This is a genomic window from Oceaniglobus sp. K40-3 (assembly GCF_055808395.1).
Genome location: NZ_CM147868.1, coordinates 542,724 through 561,186 on the forward strand (window position 1 = coordinate 542,724; position 18,463 = coordinate 561,186).

Consider the following 18,463-nt stretch of genomic DNA (forward strand, 5'->3'; position numbering starts at 1 on the left):
GTATTGGACGTCCGATGCAAATATGACTTCAGGCTCTAAGGGGCTGTTTCGCCTGAATTTCGTCAAATAAGCAACACTTGCGTTCCATGCTTGGCCATACCGAACAGTTGGGCGATATGTTCATTGTAAAGACCGATACATCCGTTGGAAGATCTTCGGCCGATCTTGCGTGTATCCTGGGTGCCATGGATGCGGTAATATTGCCAACTAAGATACAAAGCGTGTGTTCCCAATGGGTTATCTGGCCCTGCGGGTACGAAATCCGGCCATTCAGGGTTGCGCTCTTTCATTGCGGGGGTCGGGCTCCATGTCGGGCCCTTGACCTTGCGCACCACTTCGGTGCGCCCTTTGCGCGTCAAATCGTCGGTCAGGGGCACGGATGTCGGGTACAATTTATAGACCGATTCGTCCTCGTTCCAGAAGTGGAGCGTGCGCGACGTGATATCGACCAAAATTGCGCCATTGGTCAGATTGTCGAAATATGGCTGCCACTCAAGCGACCGGAAACTCGATGCATTCCGGCGATCTCGTCGTGGCTGGCGGCAGATATTCGGTGCTGTTCTCAAGGGCGAACGCCGGCGTGGCCAAAACCCCCGTTGCCGCAGCCGCAGTGCCCAAAAACCGACGCCGGTTGAACATATTTCCGTGACCTTCTGACATGAAGCACCTCTTTGTTTCTTATTACGCTGTCATTTGCCCTTCATTTACAGGGATCGCGCGCCAACCGCAAATCACACCGGTGCGAACCCGCACATTTGGTTGGCATCAGGGGGTTTGAACCAGGGAAAGTTTACCTATAAGTCCGGGTGTCGAAACCAACTAGGTGATCCCGCTGATGAATCGTCGTTTTGCCCTGCTGTTGCCCGCTTTTGCCGTGTTGGCCGCTTGTACCCCACCCGCTCCGCCCCGTCTGGGCAGTGACGGCAAACCGCTTGCCAAGGTGTATCACATCAAATCGACCGACACGGCAGAGATTCAGTTTCGGATGCTTGATTCGATCAACGCGCTGCGTCAGGCATCAAGCGCCGCGCCCTTGCGGTTCAATTCCGAACTGAACGCGGCGGCGGCAACCCATTCGCGTGACATGTCGGTGCAAAACCGCCCCTGGCATTTTGGATCGGACGGATCGTCACCCATCGACCGGGTAAAGCGGGCGGGCTACACTGGCAAAATGCTGGGCGAAAACATCTCGGAAACATTCGAGACCGAGCTTGAAACCCTCGCCGCCTGGGCCGACATGGCCTCGACCCGGGATGTCATCATTGACCCCCGGGCGCGCCAGATGGGGTTTTCGTGGTATCAGGAACCCAACGGCAAAATCTGGTGGACCCTGCTGACCGGCACCTGATCGTGGTCAGGGGACGACCACGATTGGCGTTCCCGTTGCCACCATCGAATATATCTCTTCTATTTCGCTGTCCGATACCGAGATACAACCCCAGGTCCAGTCATCCTTGCGGTTGCGCTTGAGCTTGTAAAACGGCCCGCGCCCATGGATGAAAATATCGCCCCCCGGACTCTGGTTCAGCAGCGCCGCCTCGGCGCGATCCTGATCGTTGGGGTAAGACAGGCCGATAGACAGGTGAAACCGGCTTTCGGGGTTCCGGCGGTCGATGAAATACACGCCTTCGGGTGTTTTGCCGTCGCCTTCGACCTGTTTGTCACCCACGGGCGCAAACCCAAGGTCAAACCGATAGGTTTTCAGCCGCTCGTTGTTGTGCATCAGATACATCGTGCGTTCGCCTTTGAACACGACAATCTGGGTCACCTCGGGGCCGTTATAGGTGCGGAATTTTGAACTGCCGCAGGCCGACAACGCGGCCAGCCCGAAGGCAAGGATAAAGAATCGGAAAAAACGCATTTTCAAACACTGCCTCTGAATTTTTCAGGCAGCATACAGAAATCACCCGCCCCCGGAACCGATTTTCACGCCCGCGCGATCACGGTTTCGCGTCCCTGTCACCGGCAAGCTTTTGTTCGATCGCAACCAGACGCGCCAGCACTTCGTCACGATAGGTATCGGTGCGCGCGCTGTCTTCGGAATGGTGCGCATCCTGCATGGAATTCACGATCAGACCGACCAGCAGGTTTACGACGGCAAAGGTGGTGATGAGGATGAAAGGCACGAAAAACAACCACGCATAGGGATAGGTTTCCATCACCGGGCGCACGATGCCCATTGACCAGGATTCAAGCGTCATGATCTGAAACAGGGTATAGGCCGAAAGCCCGATATCGCCGAACCAGTCAGGAAAGCTCTGGCCGAACAGCTTGGTCGCCATGACCGCACCGATATAGAAAATCAGCGACATCAGCAAAAACACCGAGGCCATACCCGGCAATGCAGTGATGAACCCTTCGACAACCCGGCGCAAACTGGGCGCAACCGAAATCACCCGGAACAACCGCAATATCCGCAAGGCCCGCAGCACCGAAAGCGTCTGCGCCCCCGGGGCCAGCGACAGGGCGATGATGATGAAATCAAACAGGTTCCAGCCGCGCCGCCAGAACCGGGTGCCATAGGCGAACATCTTGGCCAGAAGCTCGGCAACGAAAATCAACAGGCACAGGGAATCGAGCACCGGAATCAGCGGCCCCGTGGCACCCATCACCCTGTCCGAGGTTTCCAGCCCCAAAAGGATGGCGTTGACCAGAATCACCGCCAAAACACCGTTGGTAACGGCAGGGCGCTCCAGAAAGGCGGCAAGGCGCGCGCGAAATCCCATGATATCCCCTTGTCTCAGTCGCCCGGCATGTGGCCACGGGTAAAGCGCGCGGCAAGTTCCACATGGGGCGACCAGCGGAATTGATCAACCACCTGCACCCAATCCAACATGTATCCCGCTTGGGTTAATATCTTGGCATCGCGCGCGAAAGTGACCGGATTGCACGACACCGCCGCGACAATGGGCACCCCGGCGCTGGCAATCTCGATCATCTGCGCCTCGGCGCCCGCACGCGGCGGATCAATCACCACGGCATCGAACTTCGACAGCTCATCCGGCAACAGCGGGCGGCGGAACAGATCGCGTGTGGCGTGGGTAAGCTGTTTCAGCCCCGCGCCATGGCGCCAGCCGCGATCCATTGCCGCGAGCATATCGGCCACGCTTTCCACCGCGTGAACCTCGGCCCGCTTTGCCAGTGGCAGGGCAAAGGTGCCACAGCCCGCGAACAGATCGGCCACCCGTTTCGCATCGCCCACCGCCCGCAGAACGGCCTCGGTCAATGCGTTTTGCCCCTCGATCGTTGCTTGCAGAAACGCGCCGGGGGGCGGGGTGACGCGGGCGGGGCCAAACACCTGAACAGGCGGGCGAATTTCGACGATCACGTCATCGTCCCACACCAGCCGGGCCAGATCGAACCGCCCGGCAAGACCAGACAATTCAACCCGCATGGGACCATCCAGAGGTTTGCCGCCCCGCACCGTTACATCCAGCCCGGCCAGACCGTGGGTAACCGTGATCGCCATTTCGCCCTTGCGCGATGCCCCGGCGATCACCAGCGCCTGACAGGCGGGAATTGCGGCCAGAATGGCGGGGTGCAGCAAGGTACAGCCGTCGATTTCGGTAATCACACCCGACGCGCGCCCGTGAAACCCGATCAGCGCGCCCTTCTTGGTGCGACGCCCCGACAAAGTGGCGCGACGCCGCGAATTGGCTGGCGAAGTTTCGGGGCCGCCAACCGCCGTTTCAATCCCCTGCGCACTCAGGGCATGGCGCACGACACCGACTTTCCAATCCGCCACGAAACCATCCGAGGCATGTTGCAATGCACACCCGCCACAGGCGCGATAATGGCGACAGGGCGGCGTTACCCGGTCAGGCGAAGGGGTGACAATGCGCAGCGCGTCGATGCGCCCGCCCGCAACCTCGCCCGTGATCCGCTCACCCGGCAGGGTGCGCGGTGCAAACACCGGCCCTTCGGCAATGCCATCGCCATGATGGCCCAGACGTTCAATGATGTGTTCCATGGCGCCCGGTTATCCTGCGCCTTGTTCCTTCGCAATCCCTGCCGTCGAAAGGCGGGCTATCCTTACTCGGCCGCGTCGCTTAGCCCGATAAATCCGCCCGACTGCCGGTTCCAGAACCGCGCATAAATGCCGCCATGGGCCAGCAGATCGTCATGGGTGCCCACTTCGACAATCCGCCCGTCGTCAAGCACGACAATGCGATCCATCCGCGCAATGGTTGACAGACGGTGGGCGATGGCCAGCACGGTCTTGCCCTCCATCACATTGTCCAGCGCGCGCTGAATATCGGCCTCGACCTCGGAATCCAGCGCGCTTGTCGCTTCGTCCAGCACCAGAATGGGGGCGTCTTTCAGGATCGCCCGGGCCAGCGCGATCCGCTGGCGTTGCCCGCCCGACAGTTTCACGCCCCGTTCGCCAAGGTGCGCGTCATACCCGGTGCGCCCCTTGAAATCGACCAGATTGAGGATGAAATCATGGGCTTCGGCCCGTTTGGCCGCCTTGATCATCGCGTCGTCACTGGCGCCCGGTCGGCCATAAGTTATGTTGTCCCGGGCCGAGCGGTTGAACATCGCCGTTTCCTGCGTGACCATGCCGATATTGCGGCGCAGGCTTTCCTGCGTCACATCCGCCAGACACTGACCGTTGATCGTCATGCGCCCCTGCTCGGGGTCGTAAAGCCGCAGCAACAACGAAACAAGCGTGGATTTTCCGGCCCCCGACGCGCCGACAATACCCAACTTTTCCCCCTGCCGATGGTCAGGTCGATTCCGTCGATCCCGCCCTTTTCACGGCCATAAGCGAAACTCACATCCTCAAACCGGATATCGCCATTTGCGTTCAGTTCGGGCGCATCCGGCCTGTCGGTCAGGGTGTGGGGCGGGGTCAGGGTGTTCATTCCATCCTCGACCTCGCCCACGCTGGCATAGACCGACATCAGCGTGAAACTGACCCAGCCGGTCATCTGCGCGATGCGGATCGAAATCGCCCCCGCCGCCGCAATATCGCCCGGCGTCGCCGTGCCCTGCGCCCAAAGATACAGCGTGCCGCCCACCAAAAGCACCGGCAGAACCCCCGCCAGCGTCATCAGCGAAAACCGAAAGGTCGAGGCCATGACGCCAAAGGCAATCACCCGGTCGCGAAAACTGCGGATCGCACCGATGGCGGCCTTGTCTTCGTGATCGGCATGGGCGAACAATTTCACCGTCTTGATGTTGGTGATCGTATCCACCACCTGCCCCGTCACCATCGCGCGACTGGCCGCTCGGGCCATCGCCCGGGTGCGGATGCGCGGCATGAACCAGCGGATCATATACAGATAAACAGCGACCCAGACCGCCAGCGCCAACGCCACCCAAAGGTTGATGGTGGTCAACAAAACCGCCGATCCCACCAGCGAGGCCAGCGCAAAGAACACCACGTTGATCACTTCGGTCGCCACATCGGTGATCGCGCGGCTGGTCTGCATCTGTTTCTGGGCGATACGTCCGGCAAAATCATCATCAAAGAACGTCACCGCCTGCCCCATTGTCCAACGGTGCAGCCGGGTCAGAACCAGCGGATTCACGTTCGGGCCAACGATGATTGCGTTGCTGGCAGCAGACAGGCCAAACAGAATGGGCCGCACCACAACAAAAAACGCCGCAACGCCGATCAGCATCCAGAACTTGTCGGTAAAAAACGTGGCCGCCCCGGTATCAAGCGCGGCGTCGATCACCGCGCCCAGCATGATCGCCGTTATCACCTCGGCTGTGCCGGCCATTGCCGAAAAACCGCCCGCGACCCACAGCCATTTCCACGATCCCTCAAGGTTCCAGTGAAAGAACGCCAACAGGGTGCGAGGCGGCGCGCCCGCCGCCGGGCGAAAAGCATCAATCAGCCCGGCGAGTTTGTGAGGAGAGATCATTATTCCGCTGCTTCCGTGTCGATGAACCCGCCCGATTGACGCGCCCAGAACCGGGCATAAAGCCCGCCTTTGGCCAGCAATGTATCGTGATTTCCCCCTTCTGCAATGCGCCCGTCATCAATCACCACGATCCGGTCCATGGCCGCGATGGTCGACAGACGGTGGGCGATGGCGATCACCGTCTTGCCTTCCATCATGCCATAAAGGGTATCCTGAATGGCGGCCTCTACCTCGGAATCCAATGCGCTGGTTGCTTCGTCCAGCACAAGGATCGGCGCATCTTTCAGGATCACCCGGGCCAGCGCCACGCGCTGTCGTTGCCCGCCCGAAAGTTTCACGCCACGCTCGCCCACCTGCGCGTCATACCCCTGCCGCCCTTCGGAGTCTTGCAGATCGAGGATGAAATCATGGGCCTCGGCGCGGCGGGTGGCGGCCAGCATCTGTTCATCACTGGCGTCACGGCTGCCATACAGAACGTTTTCGCGCACCGAACGATGCAACAGCGAACTGTCCTGTTGCACCATGCCAATGGCGGCGCGCAGGCTGTCTTGCTGCACCTTGGTGATGTCTTGCCCGTCAATCAGGATTTGCCCGCCGTCAGGATCGTAAAAGCGCAACAGCAGCTTGACCAGGGTTGATTTCCCGGCCCCCGAACGCCCGACAATACCGATCTTTTCCCCGGGGCGGATGGTCAGCGAAATATCCTGCAACCCGCCAATCCCGCGCCCATAATGATGGGTCAGGTTGCGCAGCTCAATCTGCCCTTCGCCCAACATCAGGGGTTTTGCGGCGGCGCTGTCGGTCAGGGTGATCGGCTGGGCGATGGTCTGTAACCCTTCGGCCATGACACCAAGGTTGCGGAACATCGTGGTCAGCGCCCACATGATCCAGCCGGTCATCGCGTTCAGCCGCAACGCCAGCGCCGTCGCCGCCGCCACAACACCCACCGTCGCCGTGCCGCCAACCCACAGATACATGGCCCAACCCACAACCCCGACAATCAGCAGGCCATTCAATATCACCAGGGAAACATCCATGGTGGTGAAAATCCGCATTTCGGCATTGAAGGTTGCGCGCGCCTTTTCAATGGCCGCGCGGGCATAGCCGATTTCGGTGTCATCCTGCGCAAACAATTTGACGGAATGGATGTTGGTGTAACTGTCCACCACCCGCCCCGTTACCAGACTGCGCGCATCCGAGGCCGCCTGCGATGCCGGACCGACGCGCGCAATGGTCCAGCGCATCAAGGCACCGTACAGCACCAACCACAGCAACAGCGGCACCACCAGCCGGGGGTCAGATCCCGAAAGCAGGACCGCCGCCCCGACAACATAGGCCAGCGCAAAGGTGACGGCATCAAACGCCTGAAACACCACCTCGCCCGCCGCCGGGGGCGTTTGCATGATCCGGTTGGCAATGCGCCCGGCAAAGTCATTTTCAAACCACCCGACCGATTGGCGCAACACATGGCGATGGGCACGCCAACGGTAAAGCGTGCCATAGTTCGGCAGAATCGCGTTGTTCAACAGCCCCACGTTCACCGCCTGCAACGCCGGGCGGATGAACAGGATAAACAGGGCAACGGCAATGAATTCGGCCCCGTAATTGGCCCAGACAGTGGCAGGCACATCACTGGACAGCACATCAACCACCCGCCCCATATACCAGATCAGCGCGATTTCCACGGCGGCGACGATGACCGAGCTGACCCCGGCCATGACAAACACCCGCCGGAACGGCACCGAATAGGCACGGATAAACGGCCACAGCCGCGTGGGCGGCGTGTTCTGTTCCTCATACGGGGTATAAGGATCGACCAGATTTTCAAAATAACGGAACATGGAATTTCGCCTTCCTGACATGGGGATATATTGCGCGCCCGTGCCAATGGCAATTCTGGTGCGCGTTACCCCAGCAATTCCCGTCGTGTCAGGGTGAAATCCGACGCGATCCAGCGATTTTCAAGCTGTTTCAAACGCTGGCCCAGCGCCGGCCCGGTCAGCGCGGGCATCAGATCAACCGCCTTGATTGGAAACTGCGCAGCGGCGCCGCGAGCGATCTCGCCCTCGATGCCCTCGGGCAGTGACGTTTCAAACTGCGCCGCGCGCAGCAGCGCAATATCGCGGGCAACCTCGGCGCCCTGACGATAGGCCAACGCGCCAACCCCGGTCATATCGCCCATGCCCGCCCGCAGATGTTTCAACCGGTCCGCCTGCCGACGCGACAGGCGCAACCCGTCGGTATCGCCCCCGAGACAGGCCAGACGGCGCAGGGGATCGGGGTTCACAATCTCCAGATGCACCAAAAGCGGCAGCACACGCGCGTCCGCACCGGGCAGAACCGCGCCAAGAATGCCAGAATGGGCCATGGCGGCCACAGCCGGGGCCGGATCGGGGGCCGAGAGCAGCTTTAACAACTCGCCCGTCACCCGTTCACGCGAGAGCTGCCCCAGCCCCTCTGATCCGGCGGCACAGGCGGCCAGACCTTCGGCGTCCAACCCTTCGGCCGGGTCGCCATACCACGCGTAAAACCGGAAAAACCGCAAGATGCGCAAATGATCCTCGGCAATGCGCGCCGCCGGATCGTCGATGAACCGCACCCGCCGCGCCGTCAGGTCAGGCAGGCCGTTCAGCGGATCATAAACCGCACCCGCCGCATCGGCATAAAGCGCGTTCATGGTAAAATCGCGCCGCCGGGCATCCTCGGCCACATCGGTGGAAAACCGCACCACGGCGTGGCGTCCGTCGGTTTCAACATCGGCACGAAATGTCGTCACCTCATGGGGCAGATCACTGGCGATGATCGTGACCGTGCCATGGTCGATCCCCGTGGGAATAACCCGCAGGCCCGCATGTTTCGCCAATTCCGTCACCCGCCCCGGCAGGGCGTCGGTGGCAATGTCGATATCACCCACCGAAAGGCCCATCAGATCGTTGCGCACACAGCCCCCCACCAGAAACGCCCCGTGACCCCCATCTTTCAACAGGGCCAAAACCTGTTGCGTTCCGGGATGGCACAGCCAGTGTCCGGTGATCGCCGTCATTGCATCCGCGCGGCCAGCGCCCGCAAAATGCGCGCCGTGGCCCCCCAAATATAATAAGGGCCGAACGGCACCGTGTAATAAAACCGCGGCATTCCGCGCCAATGGCGTGATTGCACGGTGAACTGCGCAGGATCGGTAACATGGGCCAGCGGCACGCGAAACACCTCGGCCACTTCACCGGGTTCGGCACGGGTGGTGAATTCGGCCCGGATCATGGCCAGGATCGGCGTCACGGTGAACCCCGTCACCGTTTCATGGGGCGGCAGAATGCCCAGCGGTTCAACATTCGCCGGGTCCAACCCGATTTCCTCGTGTGCCTCGCGCAGGGCGGCGGCGGTGGCATTTTCATCGCCTGCGTCAATCTTGCCCCCCGGAAAGGCGATCTGACCGGGGTGGTGTTTCAGCGCGGACGAGCGTTTCGTCAAAATCACCTGCGGCCCGGTCGCGGTGTCAATCACCGGCACCATCACGGCGGCACCGCGCAGTTTGCGCCCCGGCGGCAAAATCGTATCGGGGTTCAGATCGAAATCGGAAGAGGCGGCGCCGGGTTGATCCAGCGCCGCCAAAAGCCGGTCACGCGTCGTTGCCATCTGGCACCTCGGCCTCGAACCCCAGGGTTTTGGGGTCGAATTCATAATGTGCGCCACAAAACTGGCAATCGGCGGTGACTGTGCCTTCGTCAGTTGTCATTGTTGCAATGTCGCGCGCCGAATAGATCGACAGGCTTTGACGCACCTTGTCAGCCGAGCAGCCGCAGCCAAACTTTATCGGCTGCGGGTCGAACACCCGGGGCTGTTCCTCGTGAAACAGCCGCACCAGAAGATCGGTTGGTTGCACCGAAGGCCCGATCAGTTCCATTTCGTCGACCGTATCCAGCAGGGTGTTGGCGCGCAGCCAGTTTTCGCCTTCGTCACCGTCAAGAATATCGTCCGGGTTCAGCAACCCGGCCTCTCCGGTGGCATCGCCACTGACCGAAGGCGACGCCTTTGGCATGTGTTGCAACATCACCCCACCCGCACGCCAGCTTTCATCCTCGCCCGGCATCTGACTGCGCCCAAAGGTAAGGGCGAAGCGCGTCGGAAGCTGTTCAGACTGGGCAAAATAGGTTTGCGCACAGGCAGAAAGCGACCCGCCGGCAATCGGGGTAATCCCCTGATAGGGCGTGTTGCCCTGCCCCTGATCCAGCAGCAGCGCAAAATACCCCTTGCCGATCAGATCAAACGGCGCCTTTCCCGGCTCCAGCCGATCCGCGTCATAACTGGCCCAGGCGCGGATGCGCGCCGGGCTGCCATCGGCACCGGGGGCATAATAATCGGTGGCGATCAGCCGCGCGGGGCCATCACCGCGCACCTGCAATGACAGTTTCCAGCGCAGTTTGATGGTCTGCCCGATCAATGCGGTCAGCAGTGCCATTTCGGCCACCAGCGCCTCGATCTGGGGGGGATAATTGTGTTGCTCCAGCACATGGTCAAGCACGCCATCAAGGCGCGCCACCCGTCCGCGAATATCGGAACGGTCAAGCTGAAATGGCAGGACGGTGTCGTCCCAGGCGATTTTCGATCCAAGGGTCATGGGTTTCCTTACGCGTCTCGCGTTGGCATATCGCGTCTATATAGTCAGAATAGCGCAATGACCAACAGGTGAGGGGCAGACATGATCAGACGGTATGGCAAAGCGCCGATCAAGGGGCAGCGATATATCCGGCGCGCCGGGGTCTATGCGATCCTGCCCCGTGCGGGTTCGGTGCTGCTGACCTTTCAGGCAGAGCCAGAACCAGAGTTTCAACTGCCCGGCGGCGGGATTGACCCGGGCGAATCGCCCATCGCCGCCCTGCACCGCGAAGTATTTGAGGAAACCGGGTGGCATATCGCGGCCCCCCGGCGGCTGGGCGCATTCCGCAAATTCACCTTCATGCCGGACTATGGGATTTGGGCGGAAAAACTGTGCCATATCTATCTGGCGCGCCCCATCCGCCCCCATGGCCCGCCAAGCGAACCCGGCCATTCTGCTGTCTGGCTTGATGAACCCATGGCGGTTGAACAGCTTGCCAATGAGGGCGATGCCGCCTTTCTGGCGCGATTGGCGCGCTAAACGGCCCGGGGAAACGCGCATCAAAAAGGCCGCCAGAACGATCCGGCGGCCCAAAACAACCTGTCAGGAAAAAATCACTCGGCAGGGGACAGCGACGCAAGATAGGCAAAGATGTTCACGGCATCTTCTTCCTTGCGAACCTTGAACGCCATTTTGGCCCGTGCCTTTTTGTCATCCAGAAAATCACGCAGGAAACCGGTGGGATCCTGAACATATGCGACGAAATGTTCTTCGTCGAATATCAGACCCTTTTCCCCGGCTTCTGTCATGGATTTGCTGAACCGAAACCCTTCGACTTCGCCAGCCGGGCTATTGGGCACGCCATACAGGTTTGGGCCTGTCTTTGCCCGGCGTCCCGCAAGCGTTTCGCCCGCCTCGTTCACGACGACATGACAGCTGATGCACTGCTTAAAGGCCTTTTCACCCTCAGCGGCATCACCCGACGCTGCAATCTCGGCCAGGGCCGGAGTGGCCAGAAGGCCCGCAGTGGCGCAGGCAACCAGAAACTTGTTCATCGTAATCTCCTTTTATTGTCGTCTTTTAGCGTGGAAATTCCCAACACAGGGTAAAATTTCCTTGAGCCGCCCCTAAGCCACCTGCCGCGACAGGGCACATTGCTGCCAGAGGAAATTCAACGCGCCACACAGATGTTCGATATCCGCATCGCTGTGCAACGGCCCCGGGGTAAACCGCAGACGCTCGGTTCCCTTTGGAACGGTGGGATAGTTGATCGGCTGAACGTAAATGCCAAAATCGCTCATCAGGATGTCGCTGATCATCCGGCATTTCACCGGATCCTTGATCATCACCGGAATGATATGGCTGGGATTGTCGAGATGGGGAATGCCCATCTGGTCAAGCCGCGCACGCAGCTTTGCCACCTGTTCCCGTTGACGTTTGCGTTCAACATCCGAGGTTTTCAGATGCCGGATCGAGGTTTGCGCCGCAGCGGCGACCGCCGGAGGCAAAGCCGTGGTAAAGATGAATCCCGACGAAAAGCTGCGAATGAAATCGCACAGCGCCGTACTGCCGGTGATGTAACCGCCAAAACAACCGAATGCCTTGCCCAGCGTACCTTCGATCAGGGTGATCCGATGCGCCAGGCCCAGTTCCTCGGAGACACCGCCACCGCGCGGGCCATACATACCCACGGCGTGCACCTCATCGAGATAGGTCATGGCACCGTGTTTGTCGGCCACATCACAGATTTCGGCGATCGGCGCGATATCGCCATCCATGGAATAAACCGATTCAAACGCCACGATCTTGGGCCTGTCCGCCGGAATCGCCGCCAGCTTGCGGTCCAGATCCTCGGGGTCGTTGTGTTTCCAGATCACCTTGTCCGCACGGGAATGTCGGATGCCTTCGATCATGCTGGCGTGGTTCAACGCGTCTGACAGGATCACGGCACCGGGAATGCGGCTGCCCAGGGTGCCCAGCGCGGCCCAGTTCGAAACATAACCGCTTGTGAACAACAACGCATCGTCCTTGCCGTGCAAATCGGCAAGCTCCGCTTCCAGCGCGACGTGGTGGGTGGCTGTGCCGCTGATGTTGCGCGTTCCGCCAGCGCCGGTACCGCAGCTGCGCGCCGCATTTACCATCGACTCGACCACGTCGGGATGATGCCCCATGCCCAGATAATCGTTCGAGCACCAAACGGTGACGTCCCGCGCACCGTCAGCGCCACGATTCACCGCATGAGGGTGCTGGCCGCACTTTCGCTCCATCTCGGCGAAGATTCGGTAATTTCCCTCGGCCTTCAGATCATCCAATTGGCCCTGGAACAGCCTGTCAAAATCCATCGAAGTCCTCGCGTCTCAGTTTTCGTTTCAGTCCGGGTCGGGCGTTTGCGACTCAATGGGCCAAAAATAGCCACGCGGTCAATGCGGCCAAACGTACCGCCTCGCGCGCCATTTTGGAACACTTGCGTGGTCGCGGCGTTGACACCTGACCATATCGCCAAATACGGACCGGAAACATCCATTTTCAGCGGGATCCGCAGACACGTCGCGGAATGCTTGACCTTCGGCATCAATCCCGGCCAATACCCGCGCGGCATCGGGCCGAAATACCCGCCTGATCCGGTCTGACCTGCTGGGGAAACACATCAATGACTCTTATGATTCCCGCCTGGATCGACGGCACATTGACTCCGGTTGAAAAACTGGATGTGCATATCCGTGGCCTGCGTCACATGGCGGTGTCAGTCTTCGTGCTTGACCACCGGGGACATATACTTTTGCAACGGCGCGCGGCAGAAAAATATCACACCCCGGGCCTGTGGGCCAACACCTGTTGCACCCACCCCGATTGGCAGGAAGACCCCGCCGCCTGCGCCCGGCGGCGGTTGCATGAGGAATTGGGCATCACCGGCCTTACCCTGCACCATCGTGACAGGATTGAATATCGCGCGGATGTGGGGGCCGGGCTGACAGAACATGAAGTCGTGGATATTTTCGTCGCAACCGCCCCGCCGGATATGGTGCTGCGTCTCAACCCGAAAGAGGTGTCACAGGTGCGCTGGGTCGCGCTTGACGCCCTGCTTGCCGATGTTGCCAGCACCCCGAATGCGTTCACCCCGTGGCTGCGCATTTATCTGGACCAGCACCGAAACAGCATTTTCCCGGATGTAAACATCGCGTGATATCACGGCGTTAACGCGTATGTGAACGTGACCCATTGGTCGCATATGGCAAAAATCAGAGGTGCGGCGCGTTTACTTCGCATCCCGCCGGTGCAAATTGACACCGAAATCTGCCAGACTGCCGGAGGCCCCATGCTTACTCGTCGCCATTTTATCCAGACCGCCGGGTCGGTTCTTGGGCTGGCCCCTCTTGCGGCGCAGGCCCACGTTGGCCCGCCCCACACCACACCCGAAAGCTTTGACCCCGTGGTGAAAAACATCCGTGATGATGTGCCTGTCGGCAGTATTCACGTCTTTCCAAGCTATTTCGTGCTGTATCACGTGACCGCCCCCGGAGTGGCGACCGAATATCACGTGGCGGTGGGCGACGCCGGGCGCAATTTTCGCGGCACGGCTCGGGTGGGGCGCAAGGCCGAGTGGCCCAGCTGGACCCCGACCAAAAACATGATTCGCCGCGAACCCGAAATTTACGGCCAATATGCCGGTGGCGTTCCCGGTGGCCCCGACAATCCGCTTGGGGCGCGGGCGCTGTACCTTTATCGCGGAAACCGCGACACAATGTACCGCATTCACGGCACGCCCCAGCCCTGGACCATCGGGACGGCCGTATCGTCAGGCTGTATCCGGTTGAAAAATGAACATATCATCCAGCTTTATGACCAGGTCGAGGTCGGCGCCCACGTCAAAGTCTGGCCCGCCTGATCCCGGATCGTTATTTGCGCGTTGGCACCACCGGCCCCACCGGCGCAAGCAACTCGGCATAATGGCGCACCATATCCGCAAGCAGCGCCTCGCCCGGGCAGGCCGGTATGCTGGCGATCGCGCCGCCCAGACTATCGCGAAACCGGCCCATCGCGCCCTGTACGCCAAGCGCATGAACCGCATTCGGGCGCCCGTTGCGATGGTCCTGGCCCACGGGTTTGCCCACAGTCTCGGCATCTTCCAGAGCGTCGCGCAGATCGTCGGCCACCTGAAACGCCTCGCCGATCCGGGCCCCCAGTTCTGCCCAGGGTTCCGGGTCTTGCCCCGATGAAACGGCGCCCATCTGGGTTGCCGCGATAAACAATGCGCCGGTTTTCGCGCGGTGATATGCGCACAGATCAATATGATCCTCGCTTTCCCACCCCTGCCCGGCACAAATCCCGCCAGGCATTCCGGTGTGGCCGCCAAGAATACGCATAAGGGCCAGGGCACGGGCCGGATCACCCTTGGCGCGGGCCAGAACCTCAAACGCCATCACAATCAGGCTGTCACCTGCAAGTACGGCAAGCGGCTGTGAAAAGGCCCGATGCACCGATGGCCTGCCTCGCCGCGTGTCGGCATTGTCAAAACACGGCAGATCATCATGAACCAGACTGGCGCAATGGATCAGTTCCAGCGCGACAGCAGCGCCATCGCTCAGCCCCGGTTGATCGTCGCCACAGGCCATCGCGACGCTCAGGCAAATCGTGGGGCGGATCCGTGCGCCGCCCGGCGTTACCGCATAATTCAACGCCGCAGCCAATCGGGGCGGCGCCGACCCCGTCTGCCCAGCGCGGATGGCCGCAGAAATCGCGGATTCAATCCGGGTGGTTAATGGCATGGCGGTCTCCGACACGTCGCAAAATCGCGCACTGGTAAATTCAAACAAGCCGCAGGATGGCTCGGCCATGGTCATGACAGCTTGTGCAGCGAATGTCGTTGGCCATGTGCCATTTACCCGGTCAACGGCGGCTTTGCGCCGGCGGTCGGAAAGATGGGATTACAACGAGGGGACGGCAGAATTTCCATGAAACTCAAGAAGAACCCCGGAAACATCGTCATCCATGTCCTCCTTGGTGGCGAATGAGGCCAGATCCCACAAGAGCGCTTGAAAGAACGATTCACCGGTTATGTTTACGCTCGCCTGCATGATGTCGATTAGCCCCTCTTCCCCCAGAAGATTGCCCGCCTCATCCGCACATTCCGTAATACCATCGGACGCCAGCAACAGCCGATCACCCTGCGACAGGTGAACCTTGCAAATCCCGAATTCCGGCGCCGCCAAAAGGCCAATGGGCATTCCGCCATCACCGACAATCTCGATCGTGCCATCGCGCCGCTGCAAAAGAGGGTGCGGATGCCCCGCCTGAAGGATATCAACCTCGCCCGTCGTCAGATCGACATAGGCAAGCAGCATGGTAAAATAATGCTCAGTATCGACATCATCAAGCATCATGCGATTCAACCGTTCGGCCACATCGCGCAGATCGCGGGCGACGTAATTGCCCGGGCCGATGTTGATCAGCGCCATGTTCTGATCCGGCGAACTCCCAGACAGATACCCCGCCAACCGCGCCGTCAGCAACGCCGACGCAATTCCGTGGCCCGACACATCGAGCGAGAAAAGCCCCACCCGGGTGTCGTTGACGCGAAAATGCCCGACAAGATCGCCGCCCACATGACCGCAAGACCGCAGCACCAAAGAAGCCTGTGCGCTTCCGAAATCAACCGATCTGTCCCGCAACAGCGAATGCTGCAATTTGCGGGCTTCGTTCAAATCACGGTCAACAGCGGCATAAAGCGCCTTAATTTCGGCATATGCTGCTGAAATCAGTCTGTTTTTCTCGGAAAGCTCTCTCTCATTGGTCATGATTCGCGATGCGGCGGTTATTCGTGCCCGCAATTCTTCGGCGCTGACCGGTTTGGTCATGAAATCGTCGGCGCCGCTTTCAAGCCCTTTCGCCACCTCGTTTTTTTCTGATTTCGACGTGAGCAGGATGAAATAAACATACCGCCGCCGACCAAGTTTTCGAAAAGCCCGGCAAAATTCCAGCCCCGTCAGGCCCGGCATCATCCAATCACTGATGATCAGATCGACATCAAGTGTCGCGCAGAGATCCAGCGCCTCTTGCCCCGATTCGGCCTGATGCACCTCAAAACCCCACTTTTCCAGCGAAGCGGTAAGTATTTTACGTTGCAGGCGGCTGTCATCGACAACAAGAACCCGCTCGATCGCATCGCTGGCGGACTGCGCCCGCAGGGCCGCATCGTGACCCGCAGAATCATCATCGAAATGTGGGTTGTCGAAATCCATATGACCTTTTGCCGTGCTTGAATTAAGAATCCGTGAAACGGCACCGCTTGGCACCCCACTGCAAGTGATCACGAAACGTTAACTCCTGCGCGGTATTACTGCGACGGAAAGAGGAGGCAGACCGGATGATTGCATGGAAACGGGTGGCTCAGCTAAAGGACGAAATCGGCGAATCCGACTTTGGCGAAATCGTCAGTCTCTTTCTGGAAGAGGTGGACGAGGTGATCAATCGGCTGACCCCCGACGCGCCACCGGATGAACTGGGCGCCGACCTGCATTTTCTGAAAGGAAGTGCTCTTAATCTTGGTTTCCACGGCTTTGCAAGCGTCTGCCAGGAGGGTGAGAATGCAGCGCGGGAGGGGCGTTCAAGCGCCGCCACCGTCGCGCGGGTAACCGCCGTCTATAAAAATTCGCGACAAGTGTTTCTGACAGGGTTGAAAGACACCGTATGAGGATGGCCGCGTCAGATCAGGAACTCGGCCAATGTGGTGTCGTTGGTGATGTCGCGATAAATGAATTCAGCCGCATCCAGTTTCGCAGTCAGGACGGCAAAATTCGCGGCCAGAGAGGTTTCAATCCCGATCAGAACCGACCCATAGTTGCGGGCCGATTTCTTCAAATACTCAAACCGGGCGATGTCATCGTCGGGGCCAAGCATAGCAAGAAAATCACGCAGGGCACCGGGGCGTTGAGGCATCCGCAGGATGTAATATTTCTTGACCCCGGAATACCGCTGCGCCCGTTCCTTGACCTCGGGCAGGCGTTCGAAATCAAAATTCCCCCCGAGGTGACACAGACCACTCGTTTGCCCCGGATCTGATCGGCCAGATCACCCAGAACATTGATCGAAAGCGCGCCGGCCGGTTCCAGGACGATCCCCTCAACGTTCAACATTTCAAGGATTGTCAGGCAAATCCGATCTTCTGGCGCAAGCAAGACATCAACCGGCGGCGCATTTTTCAAAACCGCAAAGGTGCGCTGCCCGATCCGCGCGACCGCCGCACCATCAACAAAGCTGTCCACACCCTTGATCGTCACCGGCTCACCCGCTGCAAGGGCCGCCGTCAGGCTGGCGCCGCCCAGCGGCTCGACATAAATCAGGCGGGTATCCGGTGCCATCACATCAAGATAGCTTTTGATTCCCGCCGACAGGCCACCGCCGCCGACCGGCAGAATCACGAAATCAGGCGGCGAATCAAGCTCAGCCAGCATTTCGACGGCGACGCTGGATTGTCCTTCAATCACATGAGCATCGTCGAACGGCGACAAGAAATGCCCACCCGCCTGCACGCAATAATCCTGTGCGGCGGCAAGTGTGTCGTCAAAATAATCACCAACCAGGCGAATTTCCACGTTGTCGCCGCCAAAGGTGCGGGTTTTATTGATCTTTTGCTGCGGTGTCGTCACCGGCATGAAAATCACCCCGCGCACCCCGAAATGGCGACAGACATAGGCAACGCCCTGGGCATGATTGCCCGCACTGGCGCAGATGAACAGCCCCTGATCCGGGTGTTCGGCGCGCACCTTGCGCATGGCGTTAAACGCCCCGCGTATCTTATAGGATCGAACCGGCGAGAGATCTTCGCGTTTCAACCAGATATCGGCACCAAAGCGGCTGGACAGGAAATCATTGCGCTGAAGCGGCGTTGCCGGAAACAGCGCGCGCATTCTGGCGGTGGTCGCAAGGGCGGTATCGGCAAAATCATTCATGGCGCGATCTGGCCCGATTCCCACAGTCCGCGCAAGGCACGACCTTG

Annotated in this window: 16 protein-coding genes and 3 pseudogenes; 5 read left to right on the forward strand and 14 right to left on the reverse strand. The window is 59.9% G+C overall.

All coding sequences use genetic code 11. The annotated features are described in order from the left end of the window. Positions 1 to 62: 62 nt before the first annotated feature. Positions 63 to 660 (reverse strand): annotated as a pseudogene (locus tag AC0L7P_RS02840) (L,D-transpeptidase family protein). A 175-nt stretch (positions 661 to 835) separates the two neighbouring features. On the opposite strand from AC0L7P_RS02840, the gene dalA reads away from it, so the two are divergent. Beyond that, positions 836 to 1,348, forward strand: coding sequence for a divisome-associated lipoprotein DalA (gene dalA, locus AC0L7P_RS02845; protein ID WP_473434399.1), 513 nt, complete (start codon positions 836 to 838; stop codon positions 1,346 to 1,348). A 6-nt stretch (positions 1,349 to 1,354) separates the two neighbouring features. Here dalA and AC0L7P_RS02850 read toward each other — a convergent pair whose 3' ends face one another. The 8 genes and pseudogenes from AC0L7P_RS02850 to hslO all read right to left on the reverse strand — a co-directional run bounded on the left by AC0L7P_RS02850 (position 1,355) and on the right by hslO (position 10,488). After that, the gene (locus tag AC0L7P_RS02850; RefSeq protein ID WP_473434400.1) at positions 1,355 to 1,861 is read right to left on the reverse strand and encodes a L,D-transpeptidase family protein; all 507 of its coding nucleotides are present in this window, start codon (positions 1,859 to 1,861) and stop codon (positions 1,355 to 1,357) included. A 79-nt stretch (positions 1,862 to 1,940) separates the two neighbouring features. Beyond that, the gene (locus tag AC0L7P_RS02855) at positions 1,941 to 2,726 is read right to left on the reverse strand and encodes an ion transporter (RefSeq protein WP_473434401.1); all 786 of its coding nucleotides are present in this window, start codon (positions 2,724 to 2,726) and stop codon (positions 1,941 to 1,943) included. A 14-nt stretch (positions 2,727 to 2,740) separates the two neighbouring features. After that, the gene (locus AC0L7P_RS02860) at positions 2,741 to 3,970 is read right to left on the reverse strand and encodes a class I SAM-dependent RNA methyltransferase (protein ID WP_473434402.1); all 1,230 of its coding nucleotides are present in this window, start codon (positions 3,968 to 3,970) and stop codon (positions 2,741 to 2,743) included. Between the two features lie 62 nt (positions 3,971 to 4,032). Further along, positions 4,033 to 5,873: pseudogene (locus AC0L7P_RS02865) on the reverse strand (ABC transporter ATP-binding protein). Next, a complete protein-coding gene (locus AC0L7P_RS02870) occupies positions 5,873 to 7,714 on the reverse strand; it encodes an ABC transporter ATP-binding protein (RefSeq protein WP_473434403.1) in 1,842 nt (613 codons plus the stop codon). Before AC0L7P_RS02870 ends, AC0L7P_RS02865 begins: the two are co-directional and overlap by 1 nt. Positions 7,715 to 7,779: 65 nt before the next feature. Beyond that, the gene (locus AC0L7P_RS02875) at positions 7,780 to 8,916 is read right to left on the reverse strand and encodes a CCA tRNA nucleotidyltransferase (protein WP_473434404.1); all 1,137 of its coding nucleotides are present in this window, start codon (positions 8,914 to 8,916) and stop codon (positions 7,780 to 7,782) included. After that, positions 8,913 to 9,506 (reverse strand): CoA pyrophosphatase, encoded by a 594-nt coding sequence (locus tag AC0L7P_RS02880; protein ID WP_473434405.1) that lies wholly within the window; start codon positions 9,504 to 9,506, stop codon positions 8,913 to 8,915. Before AC0L7P_RS02880 ends, AC0L7P_RS02875 begins: the two co-directional genes overlap by 4 nt. Next, positions 9,490 to 10,488 (reverse strand): Hsp33 family molecular chaperone HslO, encoded by a 999-nt coding sequence (gene hslO, locus AC0L7P_RS02885; RefSeq protein ID WP_473434406.1) that lies wholly within the window; start codon positions 10,486 to 10,488, stop codon positions 9,490 to 9,492. Before hslO ends, AC0L7P_RS02880 begins: the two co-directional genes overlap by 17 nt. Before the next feature lie 81 nt (positions 10,489 to 10,569). Here hslO and AC0L7P_RS02890 point away from each other — a divergent pair, with 81 nt between their 5' ends. Then, entirely contained in the window at positions 10,570 to 11,007 is a 438-nt protein-coding gene (locus AC0L7P_RS02890; RefSeq protein ID WP_473434407.1) for an NUDIX domain-containing protein, read from the forward strand. A 74-nt stretch (positions 11,008 to 11,081) separates the two neighbouring features. Here the strand turns inward: AC0L7P_RS02890 and AC0L7P_RS02895 are convergent, their stop codons facing one another. Both AC0L7P_RS02895 and hemA read right to left on the reverse strand, forming a co-directional pair. Beyond that, entirely contained in the window at positions 11,082 to 11,522 is a 441-nt protein-coding gene (locus AC0L7P_RS02895; protein WP_473434408.1) for a c-type cytochrome, read from the reverse strand. 72 nt (positions 11,523 to 11,594) lie between these two features. After that, entirely contained in the window at positions 11,595 to 12,809 is a 1,215-nt protein-coding gene (gene hemA, locus AC0L7P_RS02900; RefSeq protein ID WP_473434409.1) for a 5-aminolevulinate synthase, read from the reverse strand. Between the two features lie 308 nt (positions 12,810 to 13,117). On the opposite strand from hemA, the gene idi reads away from it, so the two are divergent. After that, positions 13,118 to 13,651 carry an isopentenyl-diphosphate Delta-isomerase gene (idi, locus tag AC0L7P_RS02905; protein WP_473434410.1) on the forward strand — a complete coding sequence of 178 codons (534 nt, stop codon included), beginning with the start codon at positions 13,118 to 13,120 and terminating at the stop codon, positions 13,649 to 13,651. A gap of 132 nt (positions 13,652 to 13,783) precedes the next feature. Continuing rightward, complete coding sequence (locus tag AC0L7P_RS02910) at positions 13,784 to 14,353, forward strand: L,D-transpeptidase (protein ID WP_473434411.1); 570 nt, start codon at positions 13,784 to 13,786, stop codon at positions 14,351 to 14,353. A 10-nt stretch (positions 14,354 to 14,363) separates the two neighbouring features. Here the strand turns inward: AC0L7P_RS02910 and AC0L7P_RS02915 are convergent, their stop codons facing one another. Both AC0L7P_RS02915 and AC0L7P_RS02920 read right to left on the reverse strand, forming a co-directional pair. Next, positions 14,364 to 15,233, reverse strand: a complete 870-nt coding sequence (locus AC0L7P_RS02915; RefSeq protein WP_473434412.1) for a polyprenyl synthetase family protein — start codon at positions 15,231 to 15,233, stop codon at positions 14,364 to 14,366. Positions 15,234 to 15,392: 159 nt separating this feature from the next. Next, a complete protein-coding gene (locus tag AC0L7P_RS02920; protein ID WP_473434413.1) occupies positions 15,393 to 16,706 on the reverse strand; it encodes a PP2C family protein-serine/threonine phosphatase in 1,314 nt (437 codons plus the stop codon). Positions 16,707 to 16,831: 125 nt separating this feature from the next. Between AC0L7P_RS02920 and AC0L7P_RS02925 the strand changes: the two genes are divergently transcribed. Beyond that, the gene (locus tag AC0L7P_RS02925; protein ID WP_473434414.1) at positions 16,832 to 17,158 is read left to right on the forward strand and encodes an Hpt domain-containing protein; all 327 of its coding nucleotides are present in this window, start codon (positions 16,832 to 16,834) and stop codon (positions 17,156 to 17,158) included. 11 nt (positions 17,159 to 17,169) lie between these two features. Here the strand turns inward: AC0L7P_RS02925 and ilvA are convergent. Then, positions 17,170 to 18,416: pseudogene (gene ilvA / locus AC0L7P_RS02930) on the reverse strand (threonine ammonia-lyase IlvA). Positions 18,417 to 18,463: the final 47 nt, after the last annotated feature.